The following is a 21,907-nucleotide window of genomic DNA, read 5'->3' on the forward strand; positions in this document are numbered from 1 at the left end:
TTTCAGCCGTTCGGGTACTCCACAGAATGAGCATCCCGCAATGCATCTTCGAGCAGTCGGCCTTCTGAATAGCCATTGAGCGTCGCAGGGCGCGTAACACCCTCGAGGAGGCGCGGGCAAGGTTCCGGCGCGCCGAGCACCGTGCGCACCGGAATGCGCTCGGCATAGATTGGCAACTGATAGTCCTCGTCGTCGTCAGCGACACCCTTGGCGCGGATCTTGGCCGAGGCTTCTTCGATCTCCATCGCAATGAAGGACGTTGCCTTGATCTCCTGCGTAGTGCTCTGTCGCAGGCCGGCGGTACGATCCGGGAAGAAGCGATCGACCATCGCGATCACCGCCCGCTCCTTCTCCTCGGGGTCGGTGACGAGATAGGCCGTGCCGAACGCCATGACTGCGCGGTAGTCGGCGGAATGATTGAAACCGCAGCGCGCCAGCACGAGGCTGTCGAGATGGGCGACCGTCAAGCAGACGCGCTCGCCCTTAGTCTGGTTACGCAACATGCGGCTGGCGCTCGATCCGTGCCAGTAGAGCTTGGTGCCCTCCCGCCAGAAGAAGGTCGGCGTGCAATAGGGCTGGCCCTCGATCACATAGGAGACGTGGCACAGCATCGAGGAATCCAGGATGCGATGAACTGTATCGTGATCGTAGAAGCCGCGGTCGTGCCGGCGCTTCACCTGGTTGCGCGCCGATGTCGGATAGGAATTTGATGTCTCGGTCTGGCTCACGGCCGCTCCTGGTCGGATTGGATGAATTCCGAAGCAGTTGTAGCGGCACGTTTGGTCTGCGATAGTTCCAATTCCATGCAAAAAATTCCGACCAATTCTTCCTGCCGAGCCAAGGCCGAGCTTCCGCTCGACCTGACCGGGCCCCACGTCACGGCTGGCGCCTCCGCCGCGCACCGGCTCTATCAGGCGCTGTGCGAAACGATCGTCTCTGGCCTGGTCAGGCCCGGGGAGTCGCTGCCGCCATCGCGGACGTTGGCCAGGCAGACCGGCTTCCGGCGCAACGCCGTCGTCACCGCCTATGAGCGCCTGATCGCCGACGGCTTTGCCGACGCAACCGTCGGCTCCGGAACCTTCGTCGCAGCACGTATCCCCGCGAGGGGGGCCGAGACGAACAAGCCGAAGGTGGTTGTCGAAACACCGAGGCAAGGCGCGCTCGCGCTCGGCTGCACCCATATCGACGAGCGTGCGGTGCAACGCCTTCGCGCTTTCGTCGGCCGCCGCATGCGCGCGTTCGGGTCCGAGCACCTGCATTATGGCGATCCTCGCGGCAGCCGCGAGCTGCGTGCGGCGATCGCCGATCACCTGCTGTCGGCGCGCGGACTGCGCTGCGACCCCGATCAGATCATGCTGACGTCGGGCACGCTGCACGCGCTGCGCATCGTGCTGAGCGCGATCCTGAAGTCCAACGACCAGGTCTGGTGCGAGGACCCCGGCTATCCCGCCGCGCGAAAGACTATCGCGCATTGCGGCTATCGCGCCGTGCCTGTCGCCGTCGACGAGCACGGGATGCGTGTCGCCAAAGGCCGCATCGCGGCACCGTCGGCGCGCGCTGCCTACGTCACACCGTCGCACCAGTTTCCGCTGGGCGTGCAGATGTCGATGCCGCGGCGGCTCGAGCTTTTGGACTGGGCGAAGCAAGCCGGCGCATTCGTGCTTGAGGACGATTACGACAGCGAATTCCGCTATGACGGCGCACCGCTGATGTCGCTCGCCGGCATCGATCGCCTCCAGCGGGTGATCTACCTGGGCACGTTTGCCAAGACGCTGTTTCCGGGCCTTCGCATCGGCTATTGCGCCCTGCCCGAACGCCTGATCGCGGACGTGACGGCCGCGCGCGCGGCGCTCGATCGCTTTCCCGGCACACTGATGGAGGGCGCGGTGGCGGACATGCTCAATTCCGGCGCCTTCGCCGCGAACCTGAAGCGCGTGCGTAAACTCTATCGCGAGGCGCGCGATGTGCTCGCCGAAACGCTGGAAGTCGCATCCGATGGTGCGCTTTCGGTGCCAGTGCCCTCACAAGGCCTGCATCTCGTCGCCCGATTCGATCCCTCGGTCGATCCGGCGGTGGCAGCGCATGCCAAGCGAGCGGCCGGCACGGAAGGCTGGCTATTGGCCGACACCTATTCGCGCGGGCGTCCGCTGCCCGGCTTCGTGCTGGGATTTTCCGGCCACCCGGTTCCACAGCTCGTGACCGCCGCCGAACGTCTCGCGAGGGAATCGCGCGCAGCGTTGGGCACAAGGCGAAAATCGGCCCGCCGGGCGTGACGAAGCTTCACTATCAGAATCGCCTGCCGGTCCCTAAATTGCGGCATCGATGCCGGGACCTCACATCATGCTGCTTCGCCACGCAACCTGCCTCTCGCTGCTGATCTCCATCGCGCTTGCCTCAACGACACGCGCAGGGACTATTGGACGCGAGCAGGACATCGTCGATCTGAAGCTCGGCCAGCGTGTGCTCGTGGATGATGGAACCTGCCCCGCCGGCCAGGTCAAGGAAGTGCGCGGTGCGAAGATGACCGAAAAGGGAGTCTCGCGCACGAGTTCCTGCGTGCCGCGGCACGGACCGAAAATGAAATGATGATCTGACAAGCTACTTCGCCGGATCGAACATGCACTGCAGCGTCGGTTTGGCAATCTTGGTGAAGGTCGGGCCGATCTCGCCCTGCTTGGAAGCCGGCACCCAATCGGTCTCGATGGTGGGCACGCCGGTTTCGCTGATGCCCCGCAGCAGCGCTTCGCGCAGATCGCGGTCCTCAACGGCCGCGGCGGCGTGATCGTGCAGACAGCCGCAGACTTCCTCCGGATGCTCCCAGCGTCCGAGCATGCGCGGCGCGCACTGGCGCACGAATTCGGTGCGGGGATCGGGCAGTCTGGAGGGCGCGCGCACTTGCGCCTGAACGGAACTGATCGTCAGAACGGACACGAACGCTGCGGCGCAGAGACGAAGCAACATGATGGCTTTGCCGGCTATTGTGTGCGGTCAGAGGCGCGCGGCGACCATGATCGGCTGTGCGGCCGGGGCCGTGACGGGCGAGCCGCTGTACTGGAAAGTGCCGACACCGGGGAGATCGCCGTCGGGCGAACCCGCAAATGAGGAGCCGGCGAGCACGAAACCGAAAGCAAGGATGAAGCCGAGCGCGCGCATGATCTTATGTCCCAATTGGTCGCCGGCGGTGCGCCGTCGTCGTTGTGACGCTGATAACCATGGGCGGTTTCGTGCGTGATGCGTGAAAAGCTGAAAATGGTTTCGTCTTCGTGAGAATTGTTTCGTCCCATTCAAGACGACGAAACATTTCTCGGAAAATGCCAGTCATTTCAGCAAGGTCTCGCTGCAGGTCAATGTGGCCCGCCAAGTTCCGGCGCCAGCACGGACGGCCGCCTTGCACAGGCGCCGTCACGCTCCCGCCGCCCGCGTTTCACATGCATTTTACTCTTTTCTGCTGAAAGGAGCGGCAAACGAGGGCTGGGTGCGATCGAACCGGGGGTGGTTCGGCGGCGACCCAAGCCATCGAAACCGAGACGCCCGGATCATCGGGCGCATTCACGTGAGGGATGGCCATCATGATGGCGGGAAATCGCGCAACGCCGCGGGATGCGGATCTACAGACCGATCGCGGAGAGCAATCGCCCATTCGCGGCAGCGCCGGCGAAATGGCGCTGCAATCGAGCCGCGGCTTCGAGGCCGCGCCGCAGATGTTCGTGCGGCTGACCGGTTCTCATCTCGCGAAGCCGCGCAATCGTCACTGAGAAAACGCGAACGCGTCATTGCGTGAAGAACTCGCCGCACTTCTGGACGTTCGCGTCCGCCGGCCCCCACGGCATGATCGGCACGGTCGAGGTCGAGTTCTTGGGCGAGCCTTCGATCAGCTTGTCCGAATAAACCATGTAGACCAGCACGTTGCGCTTGGCGTCGCAGCCGCGCACGATCTGCATCTTTTTGAAGAACAGCGACCGGCGCTGGCGGAACATGTCGTCGCCCTGCTCCATCTTGTGCTTGAACTTGATCGGACCGATCTGGCGACAGGCCAGCGAGATGTCCGAGACCTCCTCGGCAAGGCCGAGCCAGCCCTTGAAGCCTCCTTTCTCCGGCACGGTGAAGTGACAGGCGACGCCCTCGACTTCAGGATCATCGAGACCATAGGTCGCGAGCTTGTCGTTCGGGCTCATCCATTTGAACACCGTGGAGCGGCGGAAGATCAGATCAGGCTCATCGGCGGCCGACGCCGACGCCATCGGCGCGGTCAGAATCAGCAGGAATAAAGCGAGGCCTTTCAAGCGGATGCTGGAAAGACCGGGGAAACGGGATGACATGAAGTTCTCCGGTAACAAGTTCCCGCAATGTAGGAACGCGAGCGACGATCAGGAAGGACGCGGACAGTCAGGCGCGGCCGCCGTTTACCGCTCCGTGAGGCTTTTTTGCTACGTCTTGAACAAAAGTAGCTGACGGCAGAACCGCCCTGCTGGTGAACGCGTAGTCCCCTCTGAGACACTAACATCTGATTTGGATTATGGATTCGAGGATGAACAGCGTGAACGGTTCGGGTTCTGCCGCCAAGCCGGCGCGGCTGTGGCAGGTCGCCATCTTGACGGCGGCGGGTGCGATCGGCGCGACCAGCCAGGCAGACGCAGCGTTTTATTATTGGACGGACTATTCCGACGGGTCCTATTACACCCGGCAGGATCGGCTTCCCGAAATACCGCGCCAGAAGCCGCAAAAGCGTGGCGTCGCAAGCAAGAAAGAAAGCCTCATCGAGAAGGAAGCCGGCACCAAGCCGCAAGGACCGCTCGTCATTGTCGTTTCGATCGACCGGCAGAAGGTGACGATCTACGACAGCAACGGCGTGTTCGCGGAATCCCCGGTTTCGACCGGCATGAAGGGCCACTCGACGCCGATGGGTGTTTTCAGCGTCATTCAGAAGCACAAATTCCACCACTCCAACATCTATAGCGGCGCGCCGATGCCGTACATGCAGCGGATCACCTGGTCCGGCGTCGCCATGCATGCCGGCGTGCTGCCGGGCTATCCCGCCTCGCATGGCTGCATCCGCATGCCGATGGCGTTCGCGATGAAGATGTGGAACTGGACTCGGATGGGTGCGCGCGTGATCGTGGCGCCGGGTCAGATGTCACCGCAGAGCTTTTCCCATCCCCTGCTCGCCTCCTTGCGCGTGCCGCCGCAGCCCGCGGCGCGCATCGAACCGCAGACCAATGTCAGCGACAAGGCCGACAAGCGCGCCGCCGAAATCAAGCCAGTCGAGACCAAGACGGCCAGCGCCGACAGCGTGCTCGACCTGCGCACCTCCGTCGGCCACGCCGTCATGTCGGATGTGACCACGGGCAATGCGCCCGCGCGCGACGAAGCCGCGGCACCGGCCGACAACGTCAAGACGGCCGAGGCATCTGATACGCCCAAGTCTGATTCGCCCAAGTCTGATGCGCTCAAGTCTGATACGCTCAAGTCCGAGTCGCAAGATGCGGCCAAGCCAGCGAACGACGACAAGCCCGCCGAGAAGGTCGAGGCTGTCAAGGCCGAGCCGGTCAAGACCGAGGCGGTGGACTCCGCGAAGACGCCCAATGCACAAGCGACTGCTCCGGCGCTCGCCACCTCGCCCGATGCGAAAAAGGACGAGAACCGCGTTGCCGATCCTGCGCCGGCGACAAAGACTGATACGCCCAAACGCGCCGGCCAGATCGCCGTCTTCATCAGCCGCAAGGATTCCAAGCTCTATGTGCGGCAGAATTTTGCGCCACTGTTCGAGGTGCCCGTCACGATCGCCGCGAGCGACCGGCCGCTCGGCACGCATGTCTTCACCGCAGAAGTCGACAAGGCCGATGCCAATGCACTGCGTTGGTCGGTGGTGTCGCTGCCCGTCGCCGCGCGTTCCGCGGCACGCGAGGATGACAGCCGCGTATCGCGCCGCCAGCGCGGCGCCGCCGTGATCCCCGTCGCTGCAAAACCGGTGCTCATGCCGGACAGCCCGGCTGAAGCCCTCGACCGCATCTCCGTCCCCTCCGACACCATGGCGAAGATCAACGAGATGCTGACGTCAGGCAGCTCAATCATCGTCTCCGACCAGGGCATCAACCAGGGCGAGACCGGCGAAGGCACCGATTTCATCGTCCGCCTGTACTAGACTAGCGCCCTCGCAGTGTTCAATAACGCGTTGTTGACGAGCCCGCTCGCGCCGGCGGAGTAACATGCCTTCCGGATCATTTCGGGGGACGCCGTCATGATGAACCGCAGGACCATGCTCATCGCGGCGCTCGGCGGCGCGCTCGCGCCCGTAACGCGCGCCCTCGCTGATGGTGGCATGAGCCGTATCTCGGCCTACGCCTTCTCCTTCCCCGCACTGTCAGGCGACGACATCCGCCTCGCCGCGTTCACCGGCAAGCCGCTGCTGGTGGTGAACACCGCCTCGCTCTGTGGCTACACTCCGCAATATGCCGGCTTGCAGGAGGTCTGGAACGAGTTTCGCGAGCGCGGGCTTACCGTGATCGGCGTGCCCTCCAACGATTTCGGTGGCCAGGAGCCCGGCGGCGCGAGTGAGATCATGCAGACCGCGCATCACCAATATGGTGTTACCTTCCCGGTTGCGGCGAAGGCGGCGGTGGTCGGTGCAAAAGCGCACCCCTTCTACAAATGGGCCGCTGAGGCGCGACCGAAGGAAGTTCCGCGCTGGAACTTCCACAAATACCTGATCGGCCGCGACGGCTATATCGCCGAGGTCTTTCCCTCCGCAGTCGAACCGGCCGACACGCGGATCAAAACGGCCATTGCCAGGGCGCTGGCCGATAGTTGACGCCGGCCCCATCCGGCTGGGCACAATTATGGCGGGCGGTCAAACAGCCGTTGCAATGGCGAGGGCCCACCATCTAGGCTAGGATCGTTTGGGGCAGGACGGTTTTTGCCGCAGGCGAAAAGCCGCGGCGGAACAACGGGATCAATCTCGAGGACAACACCATGCGTGTGGCGGCAGGACTGATTTTGGCAAGCGCGTTGTCGGTTGCGTTGACCGGCGCAGCATGGTCGCAGACACCGGCCGCGAAGCCCGCAGGGGCGGCACAAGCCGCACCGGCGGCTGCAGCGCCCGCTGCGGCTCCTGCGCCTGCAGCAGCTGCTCCGGCCCCAGCGGGCTTCGTCAATCCGCCCCCGCCGAAACAGGCGCCGCAGCCGGCGCGCGCGGCTTGCAATACGCCGGGCGCCCTCGGTGTCGCCCGCACCGTCGAGATCGACACCACGGGTGGCCCCGGCTTCGGCTTCGAGCATTTCAAGGAGCTCGATTTCCTGCGCGACCACGAGGTGGTGCTGACCTTCGACGATGGCCCTTGGCCGAAGAACACGCCTGCCGTGCTGAAGGCGCTCGCCGACGAATGCACCACAGGCATCTTCTTCTCGATCGGCAAGCACGCGACCTATGAGCCGGAGATCCTCAAGCAGGTCTACGCCGCCGGCCACGCTGTGGGCAGCCACACATGGTCGCACGCCAATCTGAACAACAAGAAGCTTAACGAGGCGCAGCGCAAGGAAGAGATCGAGAAGGGCCTTTCCGCCGTGAAGTGGGCGCTCGGTGGTATCTCCCCCGCACCGTTCTTCCGCTTCCCGGCGCTGCAACATCCGCCGGAGATGGTCACCTATCTCGGCAACCGCAACATGGCGATCTTCTCCTGCGACATCGACTCCTTCGACTTCAAGGCCTCCAAGCCCGAGAAGGTGATCGAGACGGTGATGAAGAAGCTCGACACCAAGGGCAAGGGCATCATCCTGATGCACGACTTCCAGAAGCACACTGCGGAGGCTCTGCCCGAGCTGCTCAAGCGGCTGAAGGCCGGCGGCTACAAGGTGGTGGCGATGCGCGCCAAATTCCCGGCCTCGACGCTGCCGGAATACGATCAGGAGCTGCTCAAGGACATCAAGCTGCCGACGGTGAGCCAGCGCCCGGTCAATTCCGTGGTGACGACCGTATCCGAATAGAAGGCCGTTGTCTTTCCGTATCGAGGGCTACGTCATCGTGTCAGCGGACGGCATGCTGGCCGACGCCGATCACGTCATGCCCGACAGCCTGAAGTTCGAAGGCGACAAGCTGTTCTTCGAGCAGGCGCTCGAGCGCGCCGCGCTGATCGTGCATGGCCGGCACTCGCACGAGCAGCAGCCGAATTCGCCGAAGCGCAAGCGGCTGATCCTGACCCGCAAGATCAAGGACCTCACCGTCGATCCGGAGATGCCGAACGCGACGCTGTGGAATCCGGAGCATGCGAGCTTCGAGGCGGCCTGCGCCTTCGCGGACGTCGCCTCCGGCATGATCGCCATCATCGGCGGCCCGGTCGTGTTCGACATGTTCATGGACCGTTACGACACGTTCTGGCTGTCGGAGGCTCCGCACGTGCGGCTGCCCGGCGGTGAAGGCTGCTTTGTCGGCGTGCCCCAGCGGACGCCGCATGAGGTGCTGGCTTCGCATGGGATGAACCCGGGCGCGCCGTACTTGCTCGATGCGGCGCATGACGTGACCGTGACGCCGTGGCGGCCGGGTTAGCCTCTCGGCATTGCCGACGTCACTCACAGCGGGAGGTCAGTTTCAAAACTGGAAAAACAACCCCATGCAAAGTACCGGCAATATAATACCGCTATTTATCCTGGCGTTTCAGCAAGCTAAATTGGTCCCGCCGCCGGCCAGCGCAAAGCCGACTAGCATATTTGCCGAGACCCGATAATCGGCCCCGACGGCGGTGATGGCGCTATAGCCAGCGTCCGCGGCGCTGCGTCAATACGAGCCGGCCATTCAGAAACACCGCATCAATAGACTGAGACAAAAGCGCAAGATTGGACGGCTTCGGATCGAGGCTGCCGCCCGCGGGCGGCAGGATTTCTGGACGAACGAACCATTTCCTTTCGCCGGATGTAAACCTGCGGCGAGGCATGATTGGTCCGGCTGGGACCTTCCCCGCTCCTTAACCACGATCAAGACGCGACCACCCACCAGTATGAGCGACGACGGTACGACGACAAATCCCCCAGACGGCTCCGACTGACAGGTGATGCAGCCCCGATGTCATCCCTGCTACCGGCATTCGGCTTCACCGCCGATCAGATGGAGACCGATGCGAACGTCGCCGCCTGGCGGGAGGCTGTCGCCACGCTGTTCGAGGTCGACGAGCTCGCCGCCGACGAACCGGGTCCGTTTCGCGCCGACATCAGCTCCTACGCCATGGGGCCGGCGCTGATCGGGCTGAGCCGTGCCAGCGGCCAGCGCTTCCGCCGGACGGCTGAAACGATCGCGCGCAGCGGCGTCGACCACATCATCCTCCAGCTCTATCTGAAGGGCGGCTATGACGGCGTCGCGGGCACCCGGCCGATGCAGGTGCGCGCCGGCGACATCTGTCTGTTCGACCTCGCCCAGACCCTGGAGACCAAGGCGACGGCGTTCGAGAATGTCACGCTGGTCGTGCCGCGCCCGATGTTCGGCACCCATCTCCTGCGGGTCGACGATCTGCACGGCCTCGTCCTGCCGGGCAGCAGCGTGATCGCAAGGCTGCTGGCGGGACATCTCACCGCGCTGTTCGAATTTGCGCCGCGCATGACGCTCGACGAATGCCAATCGGTGGTCGAGGGCACGGTCTCGCTGCTGGCCGCCTGCCTGCGCAACGAGCTCGAACGCGGCGATGCTGATGCCGACCATACCATCGCTGCGAGCCCGTCCCTGATGCGGATCCGCCAATATATCGAGGCCGGACTTGCCCGTGAGGATCTATCCGCCAATTCGATCGCGGCGCATTTCGGCCTGTCCCGGGCGTCATTGTACCGGCTGTTCGCGCCGGTCGGCGGCATCGCCGATTACATCCGCAGCCGCCGGCTGCACCGCGCCTTTTTCGATCTCGCCAATTCGGGCGCACGTGGTCCGCGGATCAGCGAGGTCGCGCGGCGCTGGCAGCTCGGTTCCGACGCGCATTTCACGCGCTCGTTCAAGGCAGCCTATGGCATCACGCCCCGCGCCGCGCGCGAGGCGGCCTTGCTCGGGGTACAGCGGGGCACGGATGGAGCAAGCAGCGCAACTATTTCCCGCTGGATGCGCGAGATCGCGCCTCCGAGAGCGGATTGATGGCTAGACGTCGCCGTAGGCCGCCTCAGCTGGGCGCGTCGTGCGGCCGTAGCCGATGATCATGCAGAGCGCGCCGATGATCGACAGGTTCTTGAGCGCGTCGACCAGCATCTTGGCGTTGTCCGGCGGAGTCTGGTTCCAGAAATCGTAGAACAGGACGGTCGCGACCGCGACGTAGATGATCAGCAGCATCGCGAAGAAGCGCGCGCCGAAGTTCAGCGCGATCATCAGCCCCGCAATGATCTCGAGCCCGCCGATCGCAATCGCCAGGAGCCGCGGCGTCGTCATGGCCGTCGCCGCCTCGATCTGCTTGGCATAGGGGGCGATGACGTCAGGCACGACCAGCTTGGCGGCGATGAGATCGGCGGTCGCCTGGATGGCAAAGAGCTTGGTTGCGCCCGTATAGACGAACAGCACCGCGAACAGGATTCGCCCGAAAGTCACGAACGCTGGCATGATCGGCCTCTTGCAAAGCGCTACCGCAGGGAACGCTCGAGGGGATTATGAAGAGTCCGTTTGCGCTTTTCAAACGAGGAAATGGAGAGCCGCGAGGAATTCAAAGCTGGCGGCGCGCTATTCAGTTGGCGCTCCCTAGCGGAATCGAACCGAGAGCGGCGCGATCGGCCGCAACGCTCTCAGCGTCATGGCCGGGCTTGACCCGGCCATTCACGACTTGCCTCGCAGGACGAAAAACGTGGATGCCCGGGACAAGCTGGGCATGACGAGTTTGCGGAGCGAGCGCCCCAAAACACCTTGAGCGGGCGAAGCAGCTACGTAAACAACGTCGGCTGCTGCCGCGCGGCGCGCTCCTGGGCTTCCACGACCGCAACCGCCGTCATGTTGAGGATGCCGCGCGCGGTGACGCCCGGCGTCAGGATGTGGGCCGGGCGCGCCGGGCCGATCAGAATCGGACCGACGGGAAGTGCGTCCGCCAGCGCCTTGATCATCTGATAGGCCACGTTGGCGGTGTCGAGGTTCGGCATGATCAGGATGTTGGCCTCTCCCTCGAGCTTGGAGTGCGGCAGCACGAGCTTGCGGGCCGCAGCCGAGAGCGCGGTGTCGCCCTGCATCTCGCCGTCGGCCTCAATCTCGGGATGCTTGTCTTTCAGGAGTTGGGTCGCCCGCCGCATCTTGCGCGAGGAGTCCGTATCGTAGCTGCCGAAATCGGAATGCGAGATGAAAGCGACCTTCGGCTTCAGGGTGAAGCGCTGCACGTGCAGGGCCGCCAGCGCCGCGATCTCGGCCAGCTCCTCCGCACTCGGATTGGGCCGCACTTGCGTGTCGGCGATGAAGAAGGCGCCCTTGCTGGTGATCAGCAGCGCCAGCGCGGCGTAATCGCTGATCCCCGGCGAGAAACCGACGATCTCGCGCACATGGCGCAGATGGCTCATATAGCGGCCCTCGACGCCGCAGAGCATGGCGTCGGCCTCGCCGCGCACCACCGCAAGCGCCGCGATAACAGTGTTGTTGGTACGCACCACCGTGCGTGCCGCATCCGGCGTCACGCCGCGACGGCCGGCGACCTCGACATAGGACTGCACGTAGGAGCGGTAGCGCGGATCGTCCTCGGGATTGACGAGGTCGAAATCCTTGCCGGCCTTGATCGAGAGTCCGAAGCGCTTGATGCGCGCCTCGACGACTGTCGGGCGGCCGACCAGGATCGGTCGCGCCAGCTTCTCCTCCAGCACCACCTGCGTGGCGCGCAGCACGCGCTCGTCCTCGCCTTCGGCATAGATCACGCGGACCGGCTGGGTCTTGGCCTTGGCGAACATCGGCTTCATGACGAGGCCGGAGCGGAAGGCGAAGCGCTCGAGCAGCGCCCTGTACTCGTCGAAATTGGTGATGGGCCGCGTCGCGACCCCCGATTCCATCGCCGCCTTCGCCACGGCCGGCGCGATGCGCAGGATCAGGCGCGGATCGAACGGGCTCGGGATCAGCGAGCCCGGACCGAAGCCTTGCGTCTCGCCGGTGTCGAAACCCTGCGCAACCGCATCCGACGGCGCCTCGCGCGCGAGCTGCGCGATGGCCTCGACGGCGGCGTGCTTCATCTCCTCGTTGATCGCGGTGGCGCCGACGTCGAGCGCGCCGCGGAAGATGAAGGGAAAGCAGAGGACGTTGTTGACCTGGTTCGGGTAGTCGGAGCGGCCGGTGCAGATCATGGCATCGGGCCGCGCCTTGCGCGCCTCTTCCGGCATGATCTCCGGCACCGGGTTGGCGAGCGCCATGATCAAGGGCTTGTCACCCATCGCCTTGGCCATCTCGGGCTTGAGCACGCCGGGTGCCGAGAGGCCGATGAAGATGTCGGCGCCGCCGATGACGTCGGCGAGCGTGCGCTTGTCGGTCTTCTGCGCATAGACCGCCTTCCAGCGGTCCATCGAGGTGTTGCGCCCCTCATGCACGAGACCGTCGATGTCGCAGACCCAGATGTTCTTGCGCTGCGCGCCCATCGACACCAACAGGTTCAGCGTCGCGATTGCGGCAGCCCCTGCTCCCGAGGCCACGATCTTGACCTCGGACAGCTTCTTGCCGTTCAGCCTGAGGCCATTGACGATGGCGGCGGCGACGATGATGGCGGTGCCGTGCTGGTCGTCGTGGAAGACCGGGATCTTCATACGCTCCTTCAAGCGCGTCTCGATCTCGAAGCATTCCGGTCCGCGGATGTCTTCCAGATTGATGCCGCCGAAGGTCGGTTCGAGCGCCGCCACCGTCTCGACCACGCGGTCGATGGTGTCGGCGGCGATCTCGATGTCGAACACGTCGATGCCGGCGAATTTCTTGAACAGGACCGCCTTGCCTTCCATCACCGGCTTGGAGGCCAGCGGGCCGATATTGCCGAGGCCGAGCACCGCGGTACCGTTCGAGACCACCGCGACCAGATTGGCGCGGGTGGTGAGCGTGGCCGCCTCGGCCGGGTTCTTGGCGATCTCGGTGCAAGCCGCGGCGACGCCCGGGGAATAGGCAAGCGCCAGGTCGCGCTGGTTCGCAAGCGGCTTGCTTGCCTGGATCTCGAGCTTTCCGGGGCGCGGCAGACGATGATAGGCCAGCGCCGCCTGGTGGAGATCATCAGAATAGGATGACATGCGGTGTCTTGCCTCGCGTTACCGGCCTCAAAATGCGTCATCCGGAGCGCCGGCCGAAGCGGACGGGATTTCCGGGTCGTGGAAACGGGATGAAGCACGGCCGAAGGCCCGGTGGCAACATCCGATTGCGGCCCCATCAACAGGGCGCACCGTCAAATATTTGAAAACCATAGCTTTCCCTGGACGGCCCGAGGTTTCGCGAATATGGCAGGTTGTGCGGTGTAAAACGAGCAACTGGAGCTGGGAATGAAGCGGATCCTGATCGGCCTGATCGTGGCAGCCGTGCTCGGAGCGGGCGGATGGTTTGGCTTCAACCTCTATGTCCAGCATCGGGCAACCAGCGAGGTCGAGGCGGCATTCGCGCAGATCCGCGCAAGTGGCGGCAAGGCGAGCCATGGCAAGATCGCCTTCGAGCTGTCGAGCCGGACGCTGACGGTCGAGGACATCAATGTCGAGCCCGCCCAGCCGCAGCTCGCCAATGTCAAGGTCGCCAAGATCACGGCCGTCGGCGTACGCCAGCCAGATGAGAGGCATTTGTCGGCCGACAGCATTGACGTGTCCGGTGTCGAGGCCACCTTCACCTACACGGAGCCGGCGAAGCTGAAAGCGAACTACAAGATTCCGCAGATCACGGCGCGCGACTTTTCGGCTCCGATTCGTGGGGCCGAGGCGTCGCTGTCTGGCTCGATCATCGACATGTACCGCTTCATGCTGGCGCAATACGCAACCGTCTCGGCCTCGTCGATTGCGGTACCGACCGTTTCGGTCAACGTCGATGCGGGCACCGGTAATGCCGGCAGCGGCGATTATGTCTATTCGGGCCTATCGATCCAAAACGTCGACCACGGCAAGATCGAAACGGCGAAGACGGACCGCATCACCTATTCGATCGACTTGGCTCAGCCGGGCAAACCGACGAAAATGATCGGCGAGCTATCCGGCCTGGCCGCCACTGATTTCAACTCAACCGCTGTTAGGGCCGCGCTCGATCAGCAAGGGGCGAGCGACGACAGCTTCCACAGAATCTATCGACGCATCTCGGTCAACTCCTACATGGTGACGACCGCACCGGGCGTGCGCCTGCAGGTCGACGGCATCACCTTCGACGACATCGCGATCCGGCCTTCCAAATTCCGCCCGGCCGAGATAATCGCGCTGGTGCCGGCTGACGGCTCGATCCCGACGCCGGCGCAGTCGCGCGACATGATGGAGAAGGTCGCTGACTTCTTCGAGGGCTTCCAGATCGGCAAAGTCGAGATCGGCAAGCAGACAATCGAGACGCCGCAAGGAACGGGGCGGCTCGGCGCCATCAAATACGATCAAGATAACATCGTGCTGGAAGCCCTCGACATGCCGCTGCCGCAGGGGCAGCTCAAGATGGAGCGTTTCGCGCTGAAGTCCTTCAGCGCGGCCAATCTGATGCGCTGGGCCGCCAGCCTCCGAACGCCCGGACAGCCGCCCTCGCCTGACCAGATGCTCGGCCTGTTCCGCGTGCTGGAAGGTGCCGAGATCAAGGGCGTGGTCTCGCCCTACAAGAATACGCGGCAGCTCGTCACCATCGACACGATCAGCATGAACTGGGGCCAGCTGGTCGGATCGATCCCGAGCAAGGCCAGTCTGGTCGTGAAGATGGTCACACCGACCGATCCCGCCAATCCGGCCCTGCAGCCGCTGATCGTGGCAGGCGTGGACAAGCTCGCGATCGACCTCGATCTCGGCGCGGCCTGGACGGAATCGTCGGGCGCGTTCGCACTCGCACCCGCCACGCTCGATCTCGGCAACCTCGCCAGGGCGCAGCTGAGAGTGGCGCTTGCCAAGTTGCCGCGCGACCTCTTCACCACGACGGACCGGTCCGAGGCGATGGCTCAGTTGGTCGAGGTCGAGACCGGCGCCATCGAGCTCTCGTTGCGCGATCGCGGCGTGGTTGATCTGGTCGTGGCCCAGTTCGCGCGCATGCAGAATGTCAGCCGCGACGCCGCGCGCGGCGCCATCGTCGCGATGATCCGTGCGCAGGGCGAGAAGATCGCGGGGGCCAATGGCGACGCGAGAATGGCGGTCGATGCGCTCGCTGGTTTCGTAGAGGCGTCAGGCCAAACGCTGAGCGTCAAGCTGATGCCCCGAGCCAAGGTCCCTCTGATGCAATTGATGCAGCTGTCGCAAAGCGACCCCGAGAGCGCGCTGGCGCAGTTCAGGATCGAAGCCTCGACGGGGCTGTAGGACTTTTTTGCTGCGAAATTGGGCGGCAGCTGCCTGGCGAAAATCCCTCCCCGTCATTGCGAGCGCAGCGAAGCAATCCAGAGTCCCTCCGCGGAAAGATTCTGGATTGCTTCGCTGCGCTCGCAATGACGCGTGGAGAGAGCGCGCCTCTCTCCAGATGCGGGGAGAGGCGAAGAGCCACATCACTTCTGCGGCAGGTTCACCCGCACATGCAGCTCGCGGAGCTGTTTTGTCGTGGCTTCCGACGGCGCGCCCATCAGCAGGTCCATGGCCTGCTGATTCATGGGGAATAGCGAGATCTCGCGCAAGTTCGTGGTACCGCAGAGCAGCATCACGATGCGGTCGACGCCTGCGGCCATGCCGCCATGCGGCGGGGCACCGTACTGGAAGGCGCGATACATGCCACCGAAACGCTCGACCACTTCCTGCTCGCCGTAACCTGCGATCTCGAACGCCTTCACCATGGCTTCCGGCACGTGGTTGCGGATGCCGCCCGAGGCGATCTCGTAGCCGTTGCAGGTGATGTCGTACTGGAACGCCTTGATGGTCAGCGGATCCTGCGACTTCAGCGCCTCCAGGCCGCCCTGCGGCATCGAGAACGGGTTGTGCGAGAAGTCGACCTTCTTGTCGTCCTCGTTGTACTCGTACATCGGGAAGTCGACGATCCAGGCGAGCTCGAACCGCTCCTTATCGGTGAGGTTCAACTCCTCGCCGACCTTGTTGCGGGCGAGCCCCGAAAACTTCCAGAACTTGTCGGGATCGCCGGCGACGAAGAAGGCGGCATCGCCCTCCTTCACGCCGAGCTGCGCGCGGATCGCAGCGGTGCGCTCGGGCCCGATGTTGTTCGCGAGGGGGCCTGCGCCCTCGCCGCCCTCGCGCCACATGATGTAGCCGAGGCCGGGCTGGCCCTCGCCTTGCGCCCACGAATTCATGCGGTCGCAGAACGCGCGGCTGCCGCCACCAGCTGCGGGAATCGCCCACACCTGGTTCTTGGGATCTTCGAGCATGCGCGCGAACACCTTGAAGCCGCTTCCGCGGAAGTGCTCGGAGACGTCCTGCATCTCGATGGGGTTGCGCAGGTCCGGCTTGTCGCTGCCGTATTTGCGCAGCGCCTCCGCAAACGGAATCCGACGCCAGCCCTTCGTCACCGGCTTGCCCTTGGCGAACTCCTCGAACACGCCGGTGATCACAGGCTCCATCGCGGCAAACACGTCTTCCTGAGTGACAAAGCTCATCTCGACGTCGAGCTGGTAGAACTCGCCCGGCAGGCGGTCGGCGCGCGGGTCCTCGTCGCGGAAGCACGGCGCGATCTGGAAGTAGCGGTCGAAGCCCGACATCATCAAGAGCTGCTTGTACTGCTGCGGCGCCTGCGGCAGCGCGTAGAACTTGCCGGGATGGATGCGCGATGGCACCAGGAAGTCGCGCGCGCCTTCCGGCGAGGATGCAGTCAGGATCGGGGTGTTGAACTCGAAGAAGCCCTGCTCTTCCATGCGGCGGCGCATCGACTTGATGATCTCGACGCGGGTCATGATGTTCTGGTGCAGCTTCTCGCGGCGCAGGTCGAGGAAGCGATACTTCAGGCGGATGTCTTCGGGATATTCCTGGTCGCCGAACACCGGCAGCGGCAGGTCGCCGGCCGGGCCCAGCACCTCGATCTCGCTGACATAGACCTCGACCTTGCCGGTCGGCAGGTCGTCATTGTCGGTGCCGTCGGGGCGGCGGCGGACCTTGCCGTCCATCTTGACCACGAATTCCGAGCGCAGCTTTTCGGCCAGCGAGAATGCCGGCGAGTCCGGATCGACCACACACTGGGTCAGGCCGTAATGGTCGCGAAGGTCGATGAACAGCACGCCGCCATGGTCGCGCACGCGATGGACCCAGCCCGAGAGCCGGATGGTCTCGCCGATGTTGCTCTCGCGGAGCGCGCCGCATGTATGTGACCGGTAGCGATGCATGGTCGTCCCAAAATCAATGTCGGAGGAAGCGAATCGGGCGGCCTGTCATGGCCAGTCCGAAGTTGCGGCAGGGTTTACCCGACGAGACCCAAGGCGGCAACCAAGGGAACGCCCTGATTGGGGCCTGAGGTGCCCATTTTTGGCCGATCAGGGCACAAGCCTTTGCCATCGGGCGTTCCAGCCCTATCTTGAGGCCATGACGGTCCATTTCCCCTTCCAGAACTCCTATTCGGCGCTGCCGGACAGCTTCTTTGCCCGCGTCGCGCCGACCCCCGTGGCCGCGCCCCGGCTGATCAAGCTGAACCGGCCGCTGGCGATCCAGCTCGGGCTGGATCCTGACGTGCTGGAGACCCCGGAAGGTGCCGAGATCCTGGCCGGCAAGACGGTTCCCGCGGGCGCCGATCCCATCGCCATGGCCTATGCCGGCCATCAGTTCGGGCATTTCGTTCCCCAGCTCGGCGACGGCCGAGCGATCCTGCTCGGCGAGGTCATCGACAAGGACGGCGTCCGCCGCGACATCCAGCTCAAGGGATCTGGCCCTACCCCGTTCTCCCGCCGCGGCGACGGCCGCGCCGCGCTTGGACCGGTCTTGCGCGAATACATCGTCAGCGAAGCGATGTTCGCATTGGGCATCCCGACCACCCGCTCGCTCGCCGCCGTCGTCACCGGCGAGCACGTCATCCGCGAGACTGCACTGCCGGGCGCGGTGCTGACGCGCGTCGCCTCCAGCCATATCCGCGTCGGCACCTTCCAGTTCTTCGCCGTCCGCCGCGACACCGATGCGATCCGCCGTCTCGCCGATCACGTCATTACCCGGCATTACCCGGAGCTGCTGCATGCGGAGCGGCCCTATCACGCCCTGCTCGCTGCCGTCGTCGCACGACAGGCCGAGCTGATCGCGCGCTGGCTGCTGGTCGGCTTCATCCATGGCGTCATGAACACCGACAACACGTCCATATCAGGCGAGACCATCGATTACGGCCCCTGCGCCTTCATGGATGCCTACAACCCCGCGCAGGTCTTTTCCTCGATCGACGAGATGGGCCGCTACGCCTATGCCAACCAGCCGCGCATCGGCTTGTGGAATCTGACACGCCTCGCCGAATGCCTGCTGCCGCTTTTCTCGGACGAGCAGGAGAAGGCGGTCGCGGAAGCACAGGAGATCCTCGGCGCTTTCTCGGATCAGTTCAGCCACGCCTATCAGGCAGGCCTGCGCAAGAAGGTCGGCCTGTTCACGGAGCGCGACGGCGACGATGCGCTGATCCAGGACCTGTTAGATGCCATGGCGAAGAACCAGGCCGACTTCACCCTCACCTTCCGCAAGCTGGGCGATGCCGCCGCTGATGACGCCGCCGACGTGCGCGCGCAGTTCATGGAGCCCGCAGTGTTCGACGAATGGGCCGGCCGCTGGCGCGCGCGCGTCGCGCTGGAGCAGCAAGACCCGGCCGAGCGGCAGGCCGCAATGCACGCCGTCAACCCGATGTTCATCCCGCGCAACCACCGCGTCGAGGCCGTGATCCAGGCCGCCGTCAACGACGACGACTACGGCCCGTTCGAGGAACTGGTGAAGGTGCTGGCGAAGCCGTATGAGGACCAGCCGGAGCATGCGGCCTACGCCGATCCGCCGCTGCCGGACCAACGCGTGCTGCAGACGTTCTGCGGGACGTGAGCTCGCCCGACCACGCACGACCTCTAATTGCTTCACTTTGTGGATAGCGCCTTGCGCTGGTCCATTGCTCTGCGGCGGACGCTGTGGACGCGTCCAACCTTCGGGAACCGCTGTCATCAAACTGAAACACACGCGCTCTAACGGGCTGGCAGCGCCGTCTTGCCGGAGGCGCCCATCCTCCAACCGTCCCGACACAGCGCGCCATGCCTTTCAAATTCATCCACCTCACCGACACGCACCTGGCGAACCCCGGCTTGACGCTCTACGGCCTCGATCCGCGCGCCCGGCTGGATGCGGCGATTGCCGACATCAACAAGCATCAGTCCGACGCTGCGTTTGCGGTCGTGACCGGCGACCTCACCCATTGGGGCGAGGCCGAGTCCTACGCCAACTTCGCCGAGGCGATGGCGGCGCTGAAGATTCCCTACATCGCGATGGTCGGTAATCACGACCGCCGCGTCACCTGCCTCGACGCGCTGAAAGCCGCGCCGCGCGATGCCAACGGCTTCGTGCAGGGCACGCGCACCACCGAGCACGGCCTGTTCGTGTTCCTGGACACGCTGGACGAGACCAGCCACGCCGGCGAGATGTGCGCAAAGCGCCTCGGCTGGCTGGAGAGCACGCTCGCCGCCGCGCCCGCCGACCAAGAGTTCGTCGTGTTCATGCATCATCCGCCCTTCCCGGTCGGGGTCCACGCCATGGACGAGATCGCGCTGAAGCAGAGCGCCGAATTCGCGGACGTCATCGCGCCCTACCGCGCGCGCATCCGCCACCTCTTCTTCGGCCATGTGCACCGGCCGATTTTCGGCAGCTACGGCAAGATCCCGTTCTCGACGCTGCGCGGCACCAATCACCAGGTCTGGTTCGAGCTCGACGCTGCCGCCACCGAGCACCTCGCCAGCCACGAGCCGCCGGCCTATGGCGTGGTGCTGATCGACCAGGAGCACCTGGTCGTGCACAGCCACGATTTCCTCGACCAAAGTCTGCGCTTCCCCTTCGAGCCACCGGCGGGAGTGGACGGCCGCGACTATGCGCTCAATTTTCGGGCGCCATGAGATGAGCCTCGCTGAACCCGCGGCTCTCCCGGTCGCGACGTCGGCGGCACCGCGTCTGCACGTCCTGAAGCGCTTCACGAGCAGCCTCAAAGCTTCGCTGCCCGCCTATCTGCTGCTGCTGCCCTCGCTGATCTTCCTCGCGCTGTTCACCTATGGCGCGATGGGGCGCGTCGTGATCGACGCGCTCTATCAGCGCGCCACGCCGAAGGCGCCGGTGCGTTTCGTCGGCCTCGACAATATCAGCGCAGTCCTCGCCGACCCCGCCTTCACCGGCGCGATCGTCAACAACCTGATCTACGCCGTCGGCACGGCGGTGCCGAGCATCGCCCTTGCGCTGTTGTTCGCGCTGGCGCTGGCACGCACCCATGCCGTGAACAGCGCCCTGCGCGCCGCGCTGTTCCTGCCGGTGCTGATCCCGATGGTCGCGGCATCAGCACTGTTCCTGTTCATCTTCCTGCCGAATGTCGGCCTGCTCGACTACTATATCGGCCGGCTGCTGCCGGTGCTGCCGAACTGGCTCGGCGACCCCGATATCGCGCTCTACGCGATCATGATCATCACGATCTGGAAGAACGCCGGCTATTACATGCTGTTCTTCCTCGCCGGCCTTCAGGCCGTGCCCGAGGACGTGATGGAGGCCGCACATCTCGACGGCGCCGGGCCTTACATGCGCCTGCGCCACATCATCCTGCCGGAGCTCAAGCCCACCTTCCTGTTCGTCACCGTCATCGCGATCCTCAACGCCGTGACGCAGGTCGACCACGTCTTCGTCATGACCCAGGGCGGGCCATCCAATTCGACCAATCTCGTGCTGTTCTACATCTACCAGCAGGCGGTCGAGCATTACGACATCGGCAAGGCCTCGGCGGCAACGCTGCTGACCCTCGCCGCACTGATGGGGCTCACCGCACTGTCCTTCCGCACCATGGCGAACCGGGAGGGCGGGCCATGAAGCTGATCGACAGGCTCTACAAGGACGCCCCGCTCGCCACCCGAGGCGAGATCACGCCCAAGCTCGGCTTTGCGCTGACCGTGCTGCTCGCGATCGTCTGGCTGATCCCGTTCCTGTGGATGGTCGTGGCGACGCTGCGCCCCGCCTCCGACGGCATCAACGCCATGGCCGAACTGATGCCGAGCCTGAAGCCCACGCTCGACAATGTCAGGGACGCCTGGGAGATCGGCGATTTCCCGCGCTACACGATCAACACCACGATCATCTGCACTGGCATCTTGCTGGTGCAGTTCGTCACGATCACGCTCGCGGGCTTTGCCTTCGCGCGCCTGGATTTCGCCGGCAAGACGCTGATCTTCTACCTGTTCCTGATGCAGCTGATGCTGGTGCCGGTGCTCCTGATCGTGCCGAACCTGTCGCTGGTCGCGCAGCTCGGCCTCTATGACACGCTGACCGGCGTGATGATGCCGTTCTTCGCCTCCGCCTTCGGCACCTTCCTGATGCGCCAGGCTTTCGAGGCGATCCCGACCGAGCTGGAAGACGCAGCCCTGATCGACGGCGCCAGCCTGCTCCAGCGCATCCGCCACATCTACGTGCCGCTGTCGATGCCGAGCTTCTCCGCGTTCGCCATCATCTCCGTGACCAGCCACTGGAACGACTTCCTGTGGCCGCTGATGGTGATCAACTCGCCGGACAAGCGGCCGCTCACGGTCGGCCTCTCCGTGTTCACCAAGACCGCCGAAGGCACGCAAGCCTGGGGCACCATCGCCGCAGGCACGCTCATGGTGATCGCGCCGCTGCTCGTCGTCTTCCTGATCTTCCAGAAGCGCTTCATCAGCTCCTTCGTCACCTCAGGCATCAAATAGGAGATTTTCCG

The 21,907-nt window shown here is 64.5% G+C and carries 20 protein-coding genes; 13 read left to right on the plus strand and 7 right to left on the minus strand.

Annotated features, from left to right (window positions below; genetic code table 11):
* Positions 1 to 2: 2 nt before the first annotated feature.
* Positions 3 to 728, minus strand: a complete 726-nt coding sequence (locus BRAD3257_RS21825) for a pyridoxamine 5'-phosphate oxidase family protein (protein WP_122403520.1) — start codon at positions 726 to 728, stop codon at positions 3 to 5.
* 75 nt (positions 729 to 803) lie between these two features.
* Between BRAD3257_RS21825 and pdxR the strand changes: the two genes are divergently transcribed.
* Together pdxR and BRAD3257_RS21835 are read left to right on the plus strand one after the other, a co-directional pair.
* Positions 804 to 2,273, plus strand: a complete 1,470-nt coding sequence (gene pdxR, locus BRAD3257_RS21830) for a MocR-like pyridoxine biosynthesis transcription factor PdxR (RefSeq protein ID WP_122403521.1) — start codon at positions 804 to 806, stop codon at positions 2,271 to 2,273.
* A gap of 67 nt (positions 2,274 to 2,340) precedes the next feature.
* Positions 2,341 to 2,586, plus strand: a complete 246-nt coding sequence (locus BRAD3257_RS21835) for a DUF6719 family protein (protein ID WP_122403522.1) — start codon at positions 2,341 to 2,343, stop codon at positions 2,584 to 2,586.
* A 12-nt stretch (positions 2,587 to 2,598) separates the two neighbouring features.
* Here BRAD3257_RS21835 and BRAD3257_RS21840 read toward each other — a convergent pair whose 3' ends face one another.
* Entirely contained in the window at positions 2,599 to 2,961 is a 363-nt protein-coding gene (locus BRAD3257_RS21840) for a hypothetical protein (protein WP_122403523.1), read from the minus strand.
* A gap of 27 nt (positions 2,962 to 2,988) precedes the next feature.
* The gene (locus BRAD3257_RS40390) at positions 2,989 to 3,153 is read right to left on the minus strand and encodes a hypothetical protein (RefSeq protein WP_174221585.1); all 165 of its coding nucleotides are present in this window, start codon (positions 3,151 to 3,153) and stop codon (positions 2,989 to 2,991) included.
* Between the two features lie 416 nt (positions 3,154 to 3,569).
* Here BRAD3257_RS40390 and BRAD3257_RS21845 point away from each other — a divergent pair, with 416 nt between their 5' ends.
* The gene (locus tag BRAD3257_RS21845) at positions 3,570 to 3,755 is read left to right on the plus strand and encodes a hypothetical protein (protein ID WP_162500299.1); all 186 of its coding nucleotides are present in this window, start codon (positions 3,570 to 3,572) and stop codon (positions 3,753 to 3,755) included.
* A gap of 15 nt (positions 3,756 to 3,770) precedes the next feature.
* On the opposite strand, the gene BRAD3257_RS21850 is transcribed toward BRAD3257_RS21845, so the two are convergent.
* Positions 3,771 to 4,319 (minus strand): CreA family protein, encoded by a 549-nt coding sequence (locus tag BRAD3257_RS21850; RefSeq protein WP_122403525.1) that lies wholly within the window; start codon positions 4,317 to 4,319, stop codon positions 3,771 to 3,773.
* Between the two features lie 209 nt (positions 4,320 to 4,528).
* Here BRAD3257_RS21850 and BRAD3257_RS21855 point away from each other — a divergent pair, with 209 nt between their 5' ends.
* From BRAD3257_RS21855 to BRAD3257_RS21875, 5 genes are all read left to right on the plus strand, one after another.
* Positions 4,529 to 6,142, plus strand: a complete 1,614-nt coding sequence (locus BRAD3257_RS21855) for a L,D-transpeptidase (protein WP_162500300.1) — start codon at positions 4,529 to 4,531, stop codon at positions 6,140 to 6,142.
* A gap of 96 nt (positions 6,143 to 6,238) precedes the next feature.
* Positions 6,239 to 6,808 carry a glutathione peroxidase gene (locus tag BRAD3257_RS21860; RefSeq protein ID WP_122403527.1) on the plus strand — a complete coding sequence of 190 codons (570 nt, stop codon included), beginning with the start codon at positions 6,239 to 6,241 and terminating at the stop codon, positions 6,806 to 6,808.
* A 161-nt stretch (positions 6,809 to 6,969) separates the two neighbouring features.
* On the plus strand, positions 6,970 to 7,980 hold the full coding sequence (locus tag BRAD3257_RS21865; protein WP_122403528.1) for a polysaccharide deacetylase family protein: 1,011 nt from the start codon (positions 6,970 to 6,972) through the stop codon (positions 7,978 to 7,980).
* Positions 7,981 to 7,987: 7 nt separating this feature from the next.
* Positions 7,988 to 8,539: a dihydrofolate reductase family protein gene (locus tag BRAD3257_RS21870; RefSeq protein ID WP_162500301.1), complete on the plus strand. Its 552-nt coding sequence runs from the start codon at positions 7,988 to 7,990 to the stop codon at positions 8,537 to 8,539.
* A 513-nt stretch (positions 8,540 to 9,052) separates the two neighbouring features.
* Positions 9,053 to 10,102 carry a helix-turn-helix domain-containing protein gene (locus tag BRAD3257_RS21875; protein ID WP_174221586.1) on the plus strand — a complete coding sequence of 350 codons (1,050 nt, stop codon included), beginning with the start codon at positions 9,053 to 9,055 and terminating at the stop codon, positions 10,100 to 10,102.
* Between the two features lie 3 nt (positions 10,103 to 10,105).
* On the opposite strand, the gene BRAD3257_RS21880 is transcribed toward BRAD3257_RS21875, so the two are convergent.
* Positions 10,106 to 10,558: a DoxX family membrane protein gene (locus BRAD3257_RS21880; RefSeq protein ID WP_122403529.1), complete on the minus strand. Its 453-nt coding sequence runs from the start codon at positions 10,556 to 10,558 to the stop codon at positions 10,106 to 10,108.
* Between the two features lie 314 nt (positions 10,559 to 10,872).
* On the minus strand, positions 10,873 to 13,182 hold the full coding sequence (locus BRAD3257_RS21890; protein WP_122403531.1) for an NADP-dependent malic enzyme: 2,310 nt from the start codon (positions 13,180 to 13,182) through the stop codon (positions 10,873 to 10,875).
* Between the two features lie 246 nt (positions 13,183 to 13,428).
* Between BRAD3257_RS21890 and BRAD3257_RS21895 the strand changes: the two genes are divergently transcribed.
* A complete protein-coding gene (locus BRAD3257_RS21895) occupies positions 13,429 to 15,399 on the plus strand; it encodes a hypothetical protein (protein WP_122403532.1) in 1,971 nt (656 codons plus the stop codon).
* 182 nt (positions 15,400 to 15,581) lie between these two features.
* On the opposite strand, the gene aspS is transcribed toward BRAD3257_RS21895, so the two are convergent.
* The gene (aspS, locus tag BRAD3257_RS21905; protein ID WP_122403534.1) at positions 15,582 to 17,354 is read right to left on the minus strand and encodes an aspartate--tRNA ligase; all 1,773 of its coding nucleotides are present in this window, start codon (positions 17,352 to 17,354) and stop codon (positions 15,582 to 15,584) included.
* Between the two features lie 196 nt (positions 17,355 to 17,550).
* Between aspS and BRAD3257_RS21910 the strand changes: the two genes are divergently transcribed.
* The 4 genes from BRAD3257_RS21910 (at position 17,551) to BRAD3257_RS21925 (ending at position 21,896) form a co-directional block, all read left to right on the plus strand.
* Entirely contained in the window at positions 17,551 to 19,023 is a 1,473-nt protein-coding gene (locus tag BRAD3257_RS21910; protein WP_122403535.1) for a protein adenylyltransferase SelO, read from the plus strand.
* Positions 19,024 to 19,226: 203 nt separating this feature from the next.
* A complete protein-coding gene (locus tag BRAD3257_RS21915; protein ID WP_122403536.1) occupies positions 19,227 to 20,078 on the plus strand; it encodes a phosphodiesterase in 852 nt (283 codons plus the stop codon).
* A gap of 1 nt (position 20,079) precedes the next feature.
* Entirely contained in the window at positions 20,080 to 21,030 is a 951-nt protein-coding gene (locus BRAD3257_RS21920; protein WP_162500302.1) for a carbohydrate ABC transporter permease, read from the plus strand.
* Positions 21,027 to 21,896, plus strand: a complete 870-nt coding sequence (locus BRAD3257_RS21925) for a carbohydrate ABC transporter permease (protein WP_122403538.1) — start codon at positions 21,027 to 21,029, stop codon at positions 21,894 to 21,896. The genes BRAD3257_RS21920 and BRAD3257_RS21925 overlap by 4 nt, the downstream gene beginning before the upstream one ends.
* Positions 21,897 to 21,907: the final 11 nt, after the last annotated feature.

Source organism: Bradyrhizobium vignae (assembly GCF_900324035.1).
GTDB classification, from domain to species: domain Bacteria; phylum Pseudomonadota; class Alphaproteobacteria; order Rhizobiales; family Xanthobacteraceae; genus Bradyrhizobium; species Bradyrhizobium vignae.

What these genes read in the sequence shown, in the direction of transcription:
- aspS (WP_122403534.1), bottom strand. Translation starts at nt 17,354, where the DNA reads ATGCATCGCTACCGGTCACATACATGCGGCGCGCTCCGCGAGAGCAAC.
- BRAD3257_RS21860 (WP_122403527.1), top strand. Translation starts at nt 6,239, where the DNA reads ATGATGAACCGCAGGACCATGCTCATCGCGGCGCTCGGCGGCGCGCTC.
- BRAD3257_RS21920 (WP_162500302.1), top strand. Translation starts at nt 20,080, where the DNA reads ATGAGCCTCGCTGAACCCGCGGCTCTCCCGGTCGCGACGTCGGCGGCA.
- BRAD3257_RS21855 (WP_162500300.1), top strand. Translation starts at nt 4,529, where the DNA reads ATGAACAGCGTGAACGGTTCGGGTTCTGCCGCCAAGCCGGCGCGGCTG.
- BRAD3257_RS21845 (WP_162500299.1), top strand. Translation starts at nt 3,570, where the DNA reads ATGATGGCGGGAAATCGCGCAACGCCGCGGGATGCGGATCTACAGACC.
- BRAD3257_RS21835 (WP_122403522.1), top strand. Translation starts at nt 2,341, where the DNA reads ATGCTGCTTCGCCACGCAACCTGCCTCTCGCTGCTGATCTCCATCGCG.
- BRAD3257_RS21850 (WP_122403525.1), bottom strand. Translation starts at nt 4,319, where the DNA reads ATGTCATCCCGTTTCCCCGGTCTTTCCAGCATCCGCTTGAAAGGCCTC.
- BRAD3257_RS21925 (WP_122403538.1), top strand. Translation starts at nt 21,027, where the DNA reads ATGAAGCTGATCGACAGGCTCTACAAGGACGCCCCGCTCGCCACCCGA.
- BRAD3257_RS21890 (WP_122403531.1), bottom strand. Translation starts at nt 13,182, where the DNA reads ATGTCATCCTATTCTGATGATCTCCACCAGGCGGCGCTGGCCTATCAT.
- BRAD3257_RS21915 (WP_122403536.1), top strand. Translation starts at nt 19,227, where the DNA reads ATGCCTTTCAAATTCATCCACCTCACCGACACGCACCTGGCGAACCCC.
- BRAD3257_RS21880 (WP_122403529.1), bottom strand. Translation starts at nt 10,558, where the DNA reads ATGCCAGCGTTCGTGACTTTCGGGCGAATCCTGTTCGCGGTGCTGTTC.
- BRAD3257_RS21875 (WP_174221586.1), top strand. Translation starts at nt 9,053, where the DNA reads ATGTCATCCCTGCTACCGGCATTCGGCTTCACCGCCGATCAGATGGAG.
- BRAD3257_RS21840 (WP_122403523.1), bottom strand. Translation starts at nt 2,961, where the DNA reads ATGTTGCTTCGTCTCTGCGCCGCAGCGTTCGTGTCCGTTCTGACGATC.
- pdxR (WP_122403521.1), top strand. Translation starts at nt 804, where the DNA reads ATGCAAAAAATTCCGACCAATTCTTCCTGCCGAGCCAAGGCCGAGCTT.
- BRAD3257_RS21910 (WP_122403535.1), top strand. Translation starts at nt 17,551, where the DNA reads ATGACGGTCCATTTCCCCTTCCAGAACTCCTATTCGGCGCTGCCGGAC.
- BRAD3257_RS21865 (WP_122403528.1), top strand. Translation starts at nt 6,970, where the DNA reads ATGCGTGTGGCGGCAGGACTGATTTTGGCAAGCGCGTTGTCGGTTGCG.
- BRAD3257_RS40390 (WP_174221585.1), bottom strand. Translation starts at nt 3,153, where the DNA reads ATGCGCGCGCTCGGCTTCATCCTTGCTTTCGGTTTCGTGCTCGCCGGC.
- BRAD3257_RS21895 (WP_122403532.1), top strand. Translation starts at nt 13,429, where the DNA reads ATGAAGCGGATCCTGATCGGCCTGATCGTGGCAGCCGTGCTCGGAGCG.